This is a genomic window from Sodalis sp. RH15 (assembly GCF_047324255.1).
Classification (GTDB): Bacteria; Pseudomonadota; Gammaproteobacteria; order Enterobacterales; family Enterobacteriaceae; genus Acerihabitans; species Acerihabitans ligni.
In genome coordinates this window covers 5069005-5084452 of record NZ_CP178738.1, presented here as the reverse complement: position 1 = coordinate 5084452, position 15448 = coordinate 5069005, and the positions used below count along the sequence as shown (strand labels likewise).

Annotated in this window: 13 protein-coding genes; 8 read left to right on the top strand and 5 right to left on the bottom strand. The window is 56.2% G+C overall.

All coding sequences use genetic code 11. The features are described 5' to 3' along the window. The first annotated feature begins 5 nt into the window (after positions 1-5). The 3 genes from tamA to ACL2XO_RS23060 are packed head-to-tail and all read left to right on the top strand — an operon-like array spanning position 6 to position 5901. Positions 6-1742 (top strand): autotransporter assembly complex protein TamA, encoded by a 1737-nt coding sequence (gene tamA / locus ACL2XO_RS23070; RefSeq protein WP_413741583.1) that lies wholly within the window; start codon positions 6-8, stop codon positions 1740-1742. Beyond that, positions 1739-5551, top strand: coding sequence for an autotransporter assembly complex protein TamB (gene tamB / locus ACL2XO_RS23065; protein WP_413741582.1), 3813 nt, complete (start codon positions 1739-1741; stop codon positions 5549-5551). Before tamA ends, tamB begins: the two co-directional genes overlap by 4 nt. Positions 5552-5553: 2 nt before the next feature. After that, positions 5554-5901 carry a gamma-glutamylcyclotransferase gene (locus tag ACL2XO_RS23060; RefSeq protein ID WP_132925741.1) on the top strand — a complete coding sequence of 116 codons (348 nt, stop codon included), beginning with the start codon at positions 5554-5556 and terminating at the stop codon, positions 5899-5901. A gap of 29 nt (positions 5902-5930) precedes the next feature. On the opposite strand, the gene ppa is transcribed toward ACL2XO_RS23060, so the two are convergent. Then, a complete protein-coding gene (ppa, locus tag ACL2XO_RS23055; RefSeq protein ID WP_132925743.1) occupies positions 5931-6458 on the bottom strand; it encodes an inorganic diphosphatase in 528 nt (175 codons plus the stop codon). Between the two features lie 258 nt (positions 6459-6716). Here ppa and ACL2XO_RS23050 point away from each other — a divergent pair, with 258 nt between their 5' ends. After that, positions 6717-8318 (top strand): methyl-accepting chemotaxis protein, encoded by a 1602-nt coding sequence (locus tag ACL2XO_RS23050; protein WP_413741581.1) that lies wholly within the window; start codon positions 6717-6719, stop codon positions 8316-8318. A 171-nt stretch (positions 8319-8489) separates the two neighbouring features. Here ACL2XO_RS23050 and fbp read toward each other — a convergent pair whose 3' ends face one another. Then, the gene (gene fbp, locus ACL2XO_RS23045) at positions 8490-9494 is read right to left on the bottom strand and encodes a class 1 fructose-bisphosphatase (RefSeq protein ID WP_132925747.1); all 1005 of its coding nucleotides are present in this window, start codon (positions 9492-9494) and stop codon (positions 8490-8492) included. 183 nt (positions 9495-9677) lie between these two features. Here fbp and mpl point away from each other — a divergent pair, with 183 nt between their 5' ends. Then, a complete protein-coding gene (gene mpl / locus ACL2XO_RS23040) occupies positions 9678-11054 on the top strand; it encodes a UDP-N-acetylmuramate:L-alanyl-gamma-D-glutamyl-meso-diaminopimelate ligase (RefSeq protein WP_132925749.1) in 1377 nt (458 codons plus the stop codon). A 225-nt stretch (positions 11055-11279) separates the two neighbouring features. On the opposite strand, the gene yhcN is transcribed toward mpl, so the two are convergent. Both yhcN and argR read right to left on the bottom strand, forming a co-directional pair. Next, complete coding sequence (gene yhcN / locus ACL2XO_RS23035; RefSeq protein ID WP_132927999.1) at positions 11280-11543, bottom strand: peroxide/acid stress response protein YhcN; 264 nt, start codon at positions 11541-11543, stop codon at positions 11280-11282. A 286-nt stretch (positions 11544-11829) separates the two neighbouring features. Next, positions 11830-12300, bottom strand: coding sequence for a transcriptional regulator ArgR (argR, locus tag ACL2XO_RS23030; RefSeq protein WP_132925751.1), 471 nt, complete (start codon positions 12298-12300; stop codon positions 11830-11832). A gap of 443 nt (positions 12301-12743) precedes the next feature. On the opposite strand from argR, the gene mdh reads away from it, so the two are divergent. Together mdh and ACL2XO_RS23020 are read left to right on the top strand one after the other, a co-directional pair. Next, positions 12744-13682 carry a malate dehydrogenase gene (gene mdh, locus ACL2XO_RS23025; protein ID WP_132925753.1) on the top strand — a complete coding sequence of 313 codons (939 nt, stop codon included), beginning with the start codon at positions 12744-12746 and terminating at the stop codon, positions 13680-13682. Between the two features lie 482 nt (positions 13683-14164). Further along, on the top strand, positions 14165-14554 hold the full coding sequence (locus tag ACL2XO_RS23020) for a DNA-binding protein (RefSeq protein WP_413725534.1): 390 nt from the start codon (positions 14165-14167) through the stop codon (positions 14552-14554). Positions 14555-14595: 41 nt separating this feature from the next. Here the strand turns inward: ACL2XO_RS23020 and ACL2XO_RS23015 are convergent, their stop codons facing one another. Next, a complete protein-coding gene (locus ACL2XO_RS23015) occupies positions 14596-14859 on the bottom strand; it encodes a helix-turn-helix domain-containing protein (RefSeq protein ID WP_132928000.1) in 264 nt (87 codons plus the stop codon). 190 nt (positions 14860-15049) lie between these two features. Between ACL2XO_RS23015 and ACL2XO_RS23010 the strand changes: the two genes are divergently transcribed. Continuing rightward, a complete protein-coding gene (locus tag ACL2XO_RS23010; RefSeq protein WP_132925757.1) occupies positions 15050-15436 on the top strand; it encodes a DNA-binding protein in 387 nt (128 codons plus the stop codon). Positions 15437-15448 lie beyond the last annotated feature (12 nt).

The window sequence follows — 15448 nt, the reverse complement described above, 5'->3', positions numbered from 1 at the left end:
CCAGCTTGCTAAAAAATCGCCTTATATGCCTGGTTTGCATTCTCGCGGCAACGCCTGGGTCCAACGCTGCTAACGTGCGTTTGCAGGTAGACGGACTCAAAGGCGAATTGCAGCGTAATGTCCGGGTGCGCCTGTCCACCATCGGCGCGGATGAAATCACCGCCGACGCGCGCTTTCAGGCCCGGGTTGACAGTGCCATCCGCGAAGGCCTCCGCGCACTGGGTTATTATGAGCCCAAAATCGACTTCACCTTTCGCCCGGCGGTCAAAGGCGGCCGCCCCGTACTGGTGGCCGCCGTCAGCCCGGGGCCGCCGGTTAAAATCGCCGCCGCTACCATTATCCTGCGCGGAGACGCCCGCCGGGATGCTTCGTACCAACGGCTGGTTCAACGAAGCCGGCCCGCCGTCGGCACCGTGCTTAATCATGGTGATTATACCGCTTTTATCGACGGCATGACGGGTCTTGCCGTGCGCAATGGCTATTTCGACGCCGAATTCCTGAAACGGCAGCTGGCGGTATCGCCGGCGCGGCGCGAGGCGTTCTGGAACGTGGATTTCGACAGTGGCCAGCGCTACCGCTTCGGGGAGATTCGCTTTCACGGCTCGCAAATCCGCACGGACTATTTGCAGAACATTCCTTCCATCCATCCGGGGGATGAATACAGCGCCACCGCGCTGGCGGAGCTGAACCGTCAGCTATCCGCCACCAATTGGTTCAACTCGGTGGTGGTTTCACCGGATTTAGTCGCCGGGAAAAAAAGCAAAGTCCTTCCACTGGATGCGGTGGTGACGCCTCGAAGCCGGAATATCATTGAAACCGGGGCGGGTTTCGCCTCGGACATCGGACCGAGGGTCAGGACCACCTGGAACAGGCCATGGCTCAATTCCATGGGCCACAGCTTTCAGACCGGCCTCAGCCTGTCGGCGCCTGAGCAGGCGCTGGATTTCAGTTACAAGATTCCGGTGCAGCGCAGCCCGCTGGAGCAATATTACCTGCTGCAAAGCGGTTTCAAACGGGAAGATCTCAATGATACCAAATCAGATTCCACCACCCTTAACGTGGCGCGTTTCTGGGATTTCTCCACCGGCTGGCAACGCTCGGTGAATTTACGCTGGAGCCTTGATCACTTTACCCAGGCCAATGTTACCGACACGACGATGCTGATTTATCCGGGCTTCACCATAAACCGGACCCGGCAGCGGGGCGGGGCGATGCCCACCTGGGGCGACTCGCAGCGTTACTCCCTGGACGTTTCCGATACAGCATGGGGATCGGATATCGATTTTTTCATCCTCCAGGCGCAAAACGTTTGGGTACGGACGCTGGAGGAAAAACACCGCTTTGTGGCGCGCTACAATCTCGGCTGGATTGAAACCAACAATTTTGAGCGCGTGCCCCCGTCGCTGCGTTTTTTCGCCGGCGGCGATCGCAGTATCCGCGGCTACCGCTTCCGCTCCATATCGCCCCGTGACGCCGACGGAAAATTGATTGGTGCCTCGCAAATGGCCACCGGATCGCTGGAATACCAATATAACGTCACCGGCCGCTGGTGGGGGGCCGCTTTTATCGATAGCGGCCAGGCGGTAAACGATATCCGGCACACCAATCTGAAAACCGGCGCCGGGATTGGGGTCCGGTGGCAATCGCCGGTGGGGCCGATTAAATTGGATATTGCCACGCCGGTGGGCGATCCCGACAATCATAGCGTCCAGTTTTATATCGGCTTGGGGACGGAATTATGAGCCGGGGAAGGAAAATCGGGCTGAGCGTGCTGGCGTTTATTATGCTGCTGGCGGGCACTCTGGTTTTTTTTATCGGCACCGCCGGCGGGTTGCATCTGCTGATCAAGGGCGCCGCGCGCTGGGTGCCGGGCCTGGAGATAGCCCATGTCAGCGGCGGCTGGCGGGATTTGACCGTCACCGGCCTGCAATATCGGATGCCCGGCATGACGGTGGGCGCCAAACAATTCCGTCTTTCGCTTAATCCCGCCTGTCTTCGCCACAGTGAATTATGCCTCGATAACCTGTCCCTGCAGGATGTGGATATCGACGTGAAAACGGCGGCATTGGCTCCGCCAGGGCCTGCCGCCGCCGAACCGCAGGATAGCGGCCAGACCGTCAGCACGCCTTATCCGCTTATTTTGCGCCATCTGGCCCTGAGCAATGTCCGGATTCGCATAGATAATACCCAGGTCACCCTCGGCAGTCTCGAAAGCGGCATTGATTTTCGCGCCAATAACCTGACGGTGGCGCCGACCCATATCGATGGTTTGCTGGTCGCGTTGCCCAAGGCTGTCGAGGTCGTGGCGGAACAGGCCGGCAAACAGCTGGTCCAAACCGAGCAGCAAAAGCAAGAGAGCGCCAGGGCAGCGCTGGAAAAGGCCCGGCGGCAGCCGTCGCCGGAAGCGGCATTCAAGGCCTTTTTCGCCCAACCGCTGCTGCCTGATTTGCCCGATGTCCATTTGCCGCTGAATGTTCGGCTGGAGGGGCTGCATGGGGAAAACCTACGCTTGACCGGCGATGTGGATTTCCTCATCTCGGCCATGGATTTGCGCGGCGCCGTACAGGACGGCCACGCCACCCTTGAACGATTGAACGTCAATTCGCCCCAGGGCCTGCTCAACGCCAGCGGTTCCGCGCAGCTGGGCGGCGGCTGGCCGCTGGCGCTGACCCTCAATTCTTCCGTGAACAGCGCGCCCCTGAGGGGCGAAAAAATCCGGCTGACCCTAGACGGAGGCCTGCGGGAAAATCTCAGCGCGGCGCTGAATTTTTCCGGGCCGGTAAAAGCGCAGATAAAGCTGCAAACGCGTCTGGCCCAAACCGGCCTGCCGCTGTCGCTGACCGTCGACAGTCCCGGCGTGCAATGGCCTCTCGTCGGACCGCCGCAGTATCAGGCGCGTAATCTGTCGCTGAGCATGACCGGCAAGGCGGTGGATTACACCCTGTCCATGGCGGCATCGTTAAGCGGAGAAGGCCTGCCGCCGGCGGAGCTGTCATTGGCGGGTAAAGGTACTACCGCACAGTTTATCTTGTCTCGTTTGCACATTGCGGCCCTGCGGGGCCAGGCGGATATCACCGGTCTGGCGGACTGGAGCAATGCCGTCAGCTGGCGCACCGAGCTGACGCTCTCCGGCATCGATACCGCCGGACAATGGCCGGACTGGCCCGCCCGTCTCGACGGCAAGTTATCGGTGCTGGGCAGTTTGCACGGCGGAAGCTGGCAACTGCGTGTACCGGAGCTCCGGCTGGATGGCGAGGTCAAGCAGAACCGGGTGACCGCCAGAGGATCCCTCAGCGGCAATGACGCCGGACAATGGCATGTTTCCGCGTTGCGGCTGGCGTTGGGACGCAACAGCCTGACGGTGAACGGTGATTTGAACAATCAGCTGGCGCTGGACGCCGTTATCGATGCGCCGAATCTGAACGGGACCTTGCCCGGCCTGGGAGGAACCGCCGCCGGTACCCTGAGCGTGCGGGGCGAAAGGCTATCGCCGCAGGTCACCGCCAATCTGACCGCCGCCGGCCTGCGCTGGCAGGATCTGCGGATTCGGCGCATCGCCTTGAACGGTCGCCTGCAATCCCGCGATATCGTGGGCGGCAATCTCAATCTGGACGTTAATCAGCTACAGCAAGGGGCCGTTAGCGTGCGCCGGATGACGCTGGCCCTGACCGGCGACGAACGGGCCCACCAGCTACGGCTGAACCTGCAGGGGGAGCCGGTATCGGGCGGGCTGACGCTGAACGGCGGCTACGATCGCCGGCAGCAGCGCTGGCGCGGCACCCTGAGCCAGACGCAGTTCGGCAGCCCGGTGGGGGAGTGGCGGTTGAGCCGCCCGATGACCCTTGATTATCAGCAGCAGGCGCAAAACGTCGTTATCGGCCCCCACTGCTGGCAAAATGCCAACGCGCAGCTTTGCGTGCCCGCCAATATCCAGTTGGGGGCCAGCGGGCAGGCCGCCGTGCTCCTTAACCGTTTTGATCTGGCGATGCTCAAACCGTTCCTGCCGGCGGCCACCACGCTGGGAGGGGTATTCAGCGGCCGCGCGCAGGTGAGCTGGCAACCGGGGGGCAGCCTGCCCAAGGCCAGCATTGTCTTGACGGGCAACGGTATCAAGGCGCGGCAAAACATTCAGGGCGGAGTGCTGCCGGTGGACTTCGACCGTGTTACTCTCAATGCCGGACTGGAAAACGACCGCGCCACGCTGAACTGGCAAATCGGCATTACCGGCAACGGGCAATTCAGCGGACAGTTGCAGATAGCGGATCCCCGTAACCGGCGCGCGCTTTCCGGCGTTATTACTATCAACAATCTTTCCCTGTCGCTGATAAATCCGTTATTGTCAGGCTCGGATCATGCCGCGGGTATGCTTAACGCCAATCTCCGTCTTGGCGGCAGCGCTATGCAACCGCAGCTTTATGGCCGGCTGAGCCTGGACCGGGTTATCATCCGCAGCAATCAGTTGCCGTTCGCCATGACCGAAAGCCAGCTGGCCATGACGTTTGACGGCACCAGCTCGGCCTTGCAAGGGGTCATTCGCACTACCAGCGGGCAGCTCAACTTAAGCGGCAATGCCAACTGGAGCCGTATCAATGCCTGGAACGCCCGCATCGCCGCCCGGGGGAACCGGGTGAGGATCACCCTGCCGCCGATGGTGCGGCTGGACGTATCGCCGGATATTACGGTGGAGGCCGCGCCACAGGTGCTGACCCTCAACGGCAGCGTCACCGTGCCCTGGGCGCGGATCGTGGTGCAGAAACTGCCTGAAAGCGCAGTGGCGGTCTCCCCGGATGAAGTCATCCTCGATGCTCAATTACAGCCGGTGGCCGAGCGGGAGGTGGGGATGGCCATCAACAGTAATATGAAGATTCACGTGGGCAATGACGTGCGATTAGACGCTTTCGGCCTTAAAGCGCGGCTGCAGGGCGATCTTAATGTGATCCAGGATAAACAGGGGCTGGGCCTGCACGGACAAATCTCTATTCCCTACGGACGATTTAATGCTTATAGTCAGGACTTGATCATTCGTCGCGGGCTGTTGATCTTTTCCGGTCCGCCGGCGCAGCCCATGCTGAATATCGAAGCCATCCGCAACCCCGATTCCACCGCGGACGGCGTTACCGCCGGGGTTCGTGTCACCGGCATGGCGGATCAGCCGCGCATCGACGTGTTCACCGATCCGGTGAAATCGCAGCAGGAGGCCCTTTCTTACCTGCTGCGGGGCCAGGGGCTGAATACGCCTGGTGCCGACAGTAGTATGATGACATCCATGTTGATCGGTATGGGCGTGGCGCAAACCGGGCAACTGGTAGGCAAAATCGGCGCGGCGTTCGGCGTCAGTAATTTGACCCTGGATACCCAGGGGGTGGGTGATGAATCCCAGGTTGTGGTGAGCGGTAACCTCACCCCGGGATTGCAGGTTAAATACGGTGTCGGTATTTACGATTCATTGGCAACGCTAACGCTACGTTATCGTTTAATGCCTAGACTTTATCTGGAAGCGGTGTCTGGACTTAACCAGGCATTAGACTTGCTCTATCAGTTTGAGTTTTAACGATGCGAATAATTGTTTACGGTAGTCTGCGGCGCAATCAGGGCAATAGCCATTGGATGACAAACGGCCAGTGGCTAGGCGATCATGTCATATCGGGTTATGAATTATACGATCTTGGCCATTATCCGGCGGTTATCCCCGGCGTTGGGACAGTTTATTGTGAAGTCTATCGCATTGATTCTTCTACATTGGCCGAGCTGGACGCCCTGCGTACCAAAAGCGGTGAATATAAGCGGGCGTTGATCAATACCCCCTACGGCGGCGCCTGGATGTATGTGTATCAGCGTCCGGTGGCGGGGTTGCGTCAGTTGAAGGGCGGTGACTGGCTAAAACGCGCCGACGAGCCTTAAACCCGTCGGACGCTTTCCTCGCCGGGGCGTTATTTCTTGGCGCGTTCGAAAGAGGCGATGATTTCTGCTTTGGCGGCTTCGGCATTTTCCCAGCCCGCCACTTTGACCCATTTGCCTTTTTCCAAATCTTTATAATGTTCAAAGAAATGGGTGATCTGCGCCCGCAGCAGCGCAGAGAGATCCTCTACGTCCTTGATATGGTCATACTCCTTTGACAGCTTGGTGTGGGGCACCGCAACCACTTTGGCGTCCTCTCCGGATTCATCGGTCATTTTCAGCACGCCCACCGGACGGCAGCGGATTACCGAGCCCGGCTGCAGCGGATAGGGCGTGGGCACCAGTACGTCAACCGGATCCCCGTCGAGGGACAGCGTGTGGTTGATATAGCCGTAATTACAGGGATAGAACATGGCGGTGGACATGAAACGATCGACAAACAGCGCACCGGTTTCCTTATCGACTTCATACTTGATGGGAGAAGAGTTAGCCGGGATTTCGATCACCACATAAATATCCTCGGGAAGATCTTTTCCTGCCGGTACCAGATTCAAGCTCATGTCAGTTTCCTTAAAAATTGAGTAATAGCGTGGCGGCTATTATAACAAAAATTCGCACGGTTGTTTCAGTCTCCCTTCAATGTCCTGCCCATAGCCGCCCAATGTGATTAGACTCACATAACCTATTAAAAAAAAACCAAACAGTAAAGAGTTAGCACGGTGCTCCGATAACCGATGCAGGGCGAGGTTACCACGTCGATCCTAACTTCGGTCGGGCGTTTTGAATGGATCAACTTCGGAAAATGCAGGGGCAGCACCATGTTCAAGAATATAACCGTCAAGGTGGGACTACTCGCCTGGCTGAGTTTAATGACCATTATTTTGTTTATCGTCAGCGGTATCAGCATCCACACCATCCGGCAAGGCTCAATTTCCCTGCAAGCCATCAACCAGATACAAGGCGAAGAGCTCGGCTACCTCAGCCGCGCCTATAACGCATCGCTGCGGTCCCGTACCGAAGCCTCCCTGGCGGTCAGGCAGTATGAAACCGGTGCGATTAACGAAGGACAGGCCTCCACCGCCAAGGCCGCCGAATTGGCCAAGGAAGCCGACAGCTCCATGGCGCAGTTCCTGGCCGCGGGTACTGTGACTACCGAAGGGGCCGACCGCGCGCAGCAAATGAACGTGATTTACCAGCGTTATAATGAACAGGGCATAAAACCGGTTCTCGCCGCGCTGCATAATGTGAATACCGACGCTTATTATCAATTATTGGAAACCACCCTGACGCCGCTGAGCGCCGACATGGATAACCAGCTCGACAGTTTTCAGCACTTTGCCTTGGAAACCGGCCAGGAAATCCAGCAGAAGGCGGCCGACAGCGCCCGTTTACAGTTGGTGCTGGTGATTGCGGCCTGTGTCCTGGCCCTGGTGCTGTCATTCCTGGCCTGGCTGGCGGTACGGCGGTTTATATTGCGCCCGCTGGATGTGGCCATCGTCCATATGGAAAATATTGCCGCCGGTGATTTGTATCACCCCATCCCCCCGGCGCGCAACAATGAACTGGGGCGGCTGAACCGGGCGCTGCAGCTGATGCAAGACGCCTTGGCGGGAGCGGTGAGCGAAGTACGGCAGGCCGGCTCGCAAATAGATATCGGCACCCGTGAACTTTCGGCGGGCAACACCGATCTGTCCCAGCGTACCGAGGCATCCGCCGCCGCGCTGGAACAGACCGCGGCCAGCATGGAACAGCTTACCCAAACGGTAAAACTCAACGCCGAACACGCCCGGCAGGCCCATGAACTGGCGAAAGAAGTGTCTGATATTGCTGACAAAGGCAGCGAAGTGGTGTGCTATATGATTGAGAAGATGCAGGCCATTTCCTCCAGCTCCCACCGCATTGCCGATATTTTGGGCGTGATTGACGGCATCGCCTTTCAAACCAATATCCTGGCGCTGAATGCAGCGGTGGAAGCGGCCCGCGCCGGCGAGCAGGGACGGGGATTCGCCGTGGTGGCCGGAGAAGTGCGTACTCTGGCCCATCGCAGCGCCGAGGCGGCCAAAGAGATCAAGGGATTGATACAGGAATCCCAGGGGCGGGTAACCGAGGGCGCCGATATGGCCCATACCGCCGGCGAAACCATGGACGAAATTTCCGAAGAAGTGATGCGGGTGACCCGCCTGATGAAGGAAATCTCCAATGCCACGGATGAGCAAAGCCGCGGCATTGAGCAGGTCAGCCTGGCGGTATCGCAAATGGACGCCGTGGCGCAGCAAAATGCGTCGCTGGTAGAGCAATCCAGCGAAGCGACCCGTTCGCTACAGTCGCAATCGCAGCATCTCACCGAGAGTATGTCCCTTTTCCACCTGGAAGAAGCGGCCGGCGAGGAAATGGAAGAGCTGGTGGAAGTGGAGGCCTGATAGCACCGGCCCGCGGATCGCGCCCCCAGGGACGGGTTCACGGCGTGTTTACGATCTGGCAACCCGTCCCGACCGGACACTTTGTCAACAAGCCAAAGCCCCCTCACGGGGGCTTTCAAGCGGCTCGGCCCGCTTGGCGGCGGTCCTTCCTATCTCAAGGGCATAGACCTGCTATTGGTCAGGGAAATCGCGCATAAAGCGTTCGGCGTCGTTGACCATGGATTCGGTGCCGACGAAAAAGGGCGCGCGCTGGTGCAGTTTTTCCGGAGTGATGTCTAAAATGCGGTTCTTGCCATCGCTGGCTTTGCCGCCCGCCTGCTCGGCCAAAAAGGCCATTGGATTGCATTCGTACAGCAAACGCAGCTTACCCTCGGGATAGGTTGCGGTGCTGGGGTACAGATAAATGCCGCCCTTAAGCAGGTTGCGATGGAAGTCCGACACCAGGGAGCCGATATAGCGCGATGTGTAGGGGCGATGCGTCGCGGGATCCATTTCCTGGCAATATTTGATGTATTTTTTAACGCCGTTGGGAAACTTGATGTAATTTCCTTCGTTTATGGAATACATATTGCCGGTAGCCGGGAAACGCACGCTTTCATGGGAAAGGCAAAACACCCCGATGGAGGGATCATAGGTAAAGGCGTGTACGCCGCAGCCGGTGGTGTAGACCAGCATGGTTGAAGAGCCGTACACCACATAACCCGCCGCCACCTGTTTATTGCCGGGCTGCAGGAAGTCCGCTTCAGTAATGGGCGTGCCGATGGGGGAAATCCGGCGATAAATTGAAAAAATGGTGCCCACCGACACGTTGACGTCAATGTTGGAAGAACCATCCAGCGGATCCATCAGCACCACATATTTGCCGCTGGATGAACGTCCGCCGTCGAAAATCACGATTTCGTCTTCCTCTTCGGAAGCGATGCCTGCCACCTGTCCCCTGGCTTTCAACGCAGCTTTCAGCTTTTCATTGGCGAACAGGTCGAGTTTCATTTGAACTTCGCCCTGGACATTGGATACGCCGCTGGTGCCCAAAATGTCCACCAACCCCGCGGTATTGATATCGCGGTGAATGATTTTGGCACCCAATTTTATAGCGGAAAGCAGCGCGGTGAGTTCACCGGTGGCATGGGGAAACTCGTGCTGCTTCTCAACAATAAATTCGCCTAACGTTTTCATAACACATTCCCTGAACAAAAGAAGACACTGTTGCCGCAGATGAAAAGCGGTATTATCGGTTACCACTGGATAAGTATTAGCAGTTTAGCTTAAACGAATGCAAGTACATCATCAAATTCGTTTATATCGGCCGGCCGCAGCGGTAGAATGTGCCGCAGTACGTTGTTAAAAAATGGAAAAATTATGCGCATACATATTCTCGGTATCTGCGGCACGTTTATGGGCGGGGTAGCCATGCTGGCCCGTTCCCTGGGACATGAGGTGACCGGGTCTGATGATAATGTCTATCCTCCCATGAGCACCCTGCTGCAAGAGCAAGGCATTCAGCTTATCAAGGGCTATGATCCGTCTCAGTTGGAGCCGGAGCCGGAGCTGGTCATCATCGGTAATGCCATGAGCCGCGGCAACCCCTGTGTGGAAGCTGTGCTGGAACGGGGCATTCGCTATGTTTCCGGTCCCCAGTGGCTGCACGATCAGGTACTGCAGCAGCGCTGGGTGATAGCCGTCGCCGGTACGCACGGCAAGACCACCACCGCCGGGATGATTACCTGGATTCTAGAGGTGTGCGGCTACCAGCCGGGGTTCGTCATCGGCGGCGTGCCGGGCAACTTCACCGTTTCCGCCCGTTTGGGCAACAGTCCGTTTTTTGTGGTGGAAGCGGATGAATATGACTGCGCGTTTTTCGACAAGCGTTCCAAATTCCTGCACTACTGTCCGCGCACGCTGCTGCTCAATAATCTGGAGTTCGATCATGCGGATATTTTTGACGACCTGAAAGCCATCCAGAAGCAATTCCATCACCTGGTGCGGCTGGTGCCGGGCAAGGGCAAAATCATCCTGCCGGATAACGATCCGCATCTGAAACAGGTCATGGCCATGGGATGCTGGAGCGAGCAGGAATTCATCGGTGAAGACAACAGCTGGCGCGCCAAAAAAGTCGCGCCGGACGCCAGCGTATTCCAGGTGCTGTTGCAGGGCGACGTGGTAGGGGAGGTCCATTGGGATCTGGTGGGGGAACATAACATGCACAATGCGCTGATGGCGATTGCCGCCGCCAGGCACGTGGGCGTGCAGCCGGCTGACGCATGCCGGGCCCTGACCACCTTTATCAACGCCCGGCGCCGTCTGGAGCTGAAGGGCACCGCCAACGGGGTGAAACTTTATGACGATTTTGCCCATCATCCCACCGCTATATTGGCGACCCTGGCGGCGCTGCGCAGCAAGGTAGGCGGCACGGCACGCATCCTGGCGGTGCTTGAGCCCCGCTCCAACACCATGAAAATGGGGCTGAACAAGAATGAGCTGGCGCCTTCCCTGGGCAGGGCCGATGAAGTCTTTTTATTCCAGCCGCAGCATATTCCCTGGCAGGTGAGCGAAGTCGCGGAAGCCTGTGTTCAGCCGGCGCACTGGAGCGCTGACGTGGATACCCTCGTGGATATGATTGTGAAAATCTCCCAGCCCGGTGATTACATCCTGGTGATGAGCAACGGCGGCTTCGGCGGAATCCATGAAAAGCTGCTGGCGCAGCTGAATATCAAAGCCGGCCTGGCGGCGGTATAAAGGTTAAAAAAAAGCCCCCGCATGCGGGGGCGAAGTTCGTCGGATAGGACGACGAGGGAATCATCAGGGACAGTCTGGTTATACCGGACACAGAATAACTGAGGGCGACCAGCCGCTGATGGTGTTGACTTCCGAATGCTAAAACGTGCTTACGGCCGTGGCACAGCCGGTACTACTGAACTCTGGCGCGTCGCGTCATCAATTTGACGTAGCGACGCACCTGGCTTACTTGTACAGCTCGGCGGTGGCGTGCCAGTTATCGCCCTCGCGAGCCTCGATGATTCGATAGGCTTTTGCGCCTTTGGCATCGGCGGCATCATTCAGCGCCTGATGGATATCGGACGGGGAGGCATCAATCCCGCTGGTGGTCACGGTACCCATGGGTTGTAATCCCTGAGCCTGTTCCAGCGATATGGAATCCGCGGCGAACGCGCCGAAGGACAGGGCGGACATCACCGTCATCAGGGAAGCAGCAGTTTTCATTTTCATCATTTCCACCTCTATTCGTTCTTTACATTTCACATGACTTAATGCAAAGCGTGATATTCATCACGAATCTAAGTATACACTAATAACTGTGGTTACTAGTAGTTTGCTCATAATTATTTATGAAACATTCTGCTTTCTAAGCAAGCTAATATAAGAAAAAGTGATTAAAAGAGGTTTAAAAATAGGCAAATAATGTTAATTATTTGTAAATTCATGGCGATAACCAGCTTTAGCGAAAAGTGCTAACTTTGGCGAAGCTTATTACCGCGCTGGGAAAGGCAATACCTCAGAGCTCCTGTTCGAACAGGACCAGGATGGCTTCATAGAGCTGCTTGACGCTGAATCCACGGGCGGGGGTGGTGAAAATGGTATCGTCGCCGGCGATGGTTCCCAGAATGCCCTCGGATTTTCCCAAGGAGTCCAGCAGGCGGGCAATCAGCTGCGCCGCGCCGGGGCTGGTATGGATAACCACCACCGCATCGTTGTGATCCACATCAAGAACCAGGTTTTTCAATGGGCTGGTGGTGGTGGGAACCCCCAGTTCCGCTGGCAGGCAATACACCATTTCCATTTTCGCGTTGCGGGTGCGCACGGCACCGAATTTCGTCAGCATACGCGAAACCTTGGACTGGTTGATATTCTCAAACCCATCGTTTTGAAGCGCCAGGACAATCTCGCCCTGCGAGCTGAATTTTTCTTCTTTCAGTAATGCTTTAAAAGCTTTAACCAATTCTTCTTGTTTTAAGTGATTGCGCATATTTTACCGGGACAGTCGGGGAAAATAGGGATGATTATGCATAAAAATGCATTTTTATGCAATGGAATTGCCTTGGAGAAGAAAGAAGGGACCGTTTAAGCCACTAATCGCAGCACGTTAACAATATCTATGCACTACAACTTTGACCTGGCTCGCATATTTTTCTCGAGGTGAAAGTAAAGAAAATGTTATCAAATTGCTGTTGTTTTGAGCGCTGCAATCGGTGTAATGTGATTGGCAAGGGCGGTTGATAAGGCATCAAGGCTCTCTATCCAGCACGCCCGTTTCCAGTTGCGAACGGCAATCGGGCAGGTTTAGGTAAATTAATGTGTCAACTCTCAAATTTGCGATCGCTGATTTGTTTTTACCCGTTTATGTCTCTATGATCTTACGCAGATGATTCGTCGGCATTAAATTTTCCCTATTATAATAAGGAGATCCGAATGAAAGTCGCAGTTCTCGGTGCAGCGGGCGGCATAGGCCAAGCGCTAGCCCTGTTGCTTAAAACTCAGCTTCCCTCAGGTTCCGAACTCTCTCTGTATGATATTGCCCCGGTGACTCCCGGTGTGGCGGTTGATCTCAGCCATATCCCGACCCCGGTGAAAATCAAGGGGTTCAGCGGCGAAGATGCGACGCCGGCGCTGGAAGGCGCCGATATCGTATTGATCTCCGCGGGGGTTGCCCGTAAGCCCGGTATGGATCGTTCGGATCTTTTTAACGTCAACGCCGGTATCGTACGCAATCTTATCAGCCAGGTGGCAAAGGCCTGTCCGGCTGCCCTGATAGGCATTATCACCAATCCGGTCAATACCACGGTGCCCATTGCCGCCGAGACGCTGAAAAAAGCCGGCGTCTATGATAAACGCAAGTTATTCGGCATCTCCACCCTCGATATTATCCGTTCCAATACTTTTGTCGCCGAGCTCAAAGGATTGTCGCCGAAAGATGTTGAAGTGCGTGTTATCGGCGGCCATTCCGGTGTGACCATTCTGCCTTTGCTTTCCCAGCTGGAAGGAATCTCATTTAGCGATCAAGAAGTTGCCGATTTAACCAAGCGTATCCAGAATGCCGGTACCGAAGTGGTAGAGGCCAAAGCCGGCGGCGGATCGGCCACGCTCTCCATGGGACAGGCCGCGGCTCGCTTCGGCTTATCTCTGGTACGGGCGCTGCAGGGTGAAAAGGATGTGGTGGAATGCGCTTATGTCGAGGGCGATGGCGAGCATACGCGTTTCTTTGCCCAGCCGCTGCTGTTGGGCAAACAGGGTTTGTCGGAAATACTGCCCATTGGCCCCCTGAGCGCTTTCGAACAGCAGGTCCTGGAGAACATGCAGGATGTCCTGAAAAAAGATATTGAATTAGGCGTGAAATTCGTCAATCAATAACAATCATCCGCGTCCGCCTGCCGGTGGGGCGGATGCGGCCAACCCTTTTTGTCATGGCCGGCTATGGCGGATCAAGATAATTTGCCGCCACGCCGGCTCTGCTATTTCCCGCACCCTTTACAGCGCGTATTTTTCATTGGATTTCCTCATTTTGCCCTCCTTCCTCCGCCAATTTCTTCGTGATACGATGGGGTCATTAGTGCTTAGCAAAATTTAGGTGTAAGCACATTATTAGATTGATAAATAATGGTTATTCAGTCTTCTCGAACAAAAAACCAGCATCGATCTCAATTTTCAATGAGCCGTTAGCACTTGCTGCTTTTTTTGTGTTGTAATGAGCGTAACGGGAATCGATAAGTGCTAAACCGTACAGCGCCGTACATAACGGAAACGTGCTGAAGGCTTGTCCCTTTCATAGGGAGGGCCAGGGACGCGAAATAGCGACAGCTTCGGTTTATCGCCATGACAAGGAGGGGGAGAAAATGGCAACAAAAAGGGAATGGGTCGCCACCCACGAGTTAATCGGCGTCGGCGGGTTGCCTAAAACCCGCCAAGGGTTGAATCGGCGCGCCAGGGAAGAAGGCTGGCAAAAAAGGCGGCGCGAAGGGGCGAGGGGAAAAGCTGTCGAGTATTCCTGGTATAGCCTTCCGGACACGGTAAAAAAGACGCTGACGCTGCGCGCCAGCTCAGCCGATTATACCTTGTCGACGCAAGAACCCTGTTCCACCTGGCGACAAATCTATCGGCAGCTTTCCGATGCCGAACGTGATTTTGTCGTGGGGTTTGTCCTGCGCGAAGGGGTGCTTAATCTCCTTAAACGGTTGGAATATCCCAATGAGTCCCCTTCGGAACTGCATCGGGATGAGGGATAGATAGAGCGGTATCACGTTCGTCTTCCAATGCGCCATGTCTTTCAGCGCGAGCGTATCAGGCTCTTTCTGTCGATCAGCTGTTTCGTCCTGGGGTCGATATAGCGGCTCGGCCATATCTTAGCCGGATGAATCTCCAAACGATCGGCTATCAGCCACTCGCCTTTGGGCCAGGGCCTTGTCAAGGCGTTTGCCAAGGTGGACGAACTCAGTCCCGCGGCCCGTGAAACAGCCGCAAGGGTGGTGCCGCGTTTACGCAGCGCTGCGATGATATCCGCAGGGTGCCAGTCTTCATTCCATTCAGTCATCTGCATTAATATTCCTTTGCTGAGAGCCGAATAGGGATTGATGTTATAAATAACATATTTTAACCAAACGAAGTGGAAACAAACCGATTATATGGAAAATGTATAGCAACAAATTTCCGAAAATTTTTCAATTATTTTCCAATAAAATTTATTTTTTGCTATGGGCATCCCCATTTTGGAATGCGACAGTATGAAAAATGCCTGGTTTAGTACCAAAGAGCTTTTGGGCGTGGCGGGACTTCCCAAAACCCGGCAGGGGTTGACGGGTCGAGCCCGCCGTGAAAATTGGCGCGGACGCCCGCGCAGCGGCGGGCAGGGACGCGGGCTGGAATTTTCATTGGAAAGTTTACCCGCGAAGGTCCAGCGGGCGCTGACGCAGCGCGAAATGCAAGAGCAGTCCGCCCCGGATTACCGTGCCGGCGCGGCGCCTTCGCCTTCGGAAGCGGATCCCCTGGCGGCCTGGATGGCCATATACAGGCAATTCCTGCCGGAAGAACGGGACAATGTCATCAGCCTGGTGATGCGGGAAGGGATTGAGAAATTCATGACGCGCCTGGGGATTGCGCCCAGGCGATGAGCGAATCGGAAA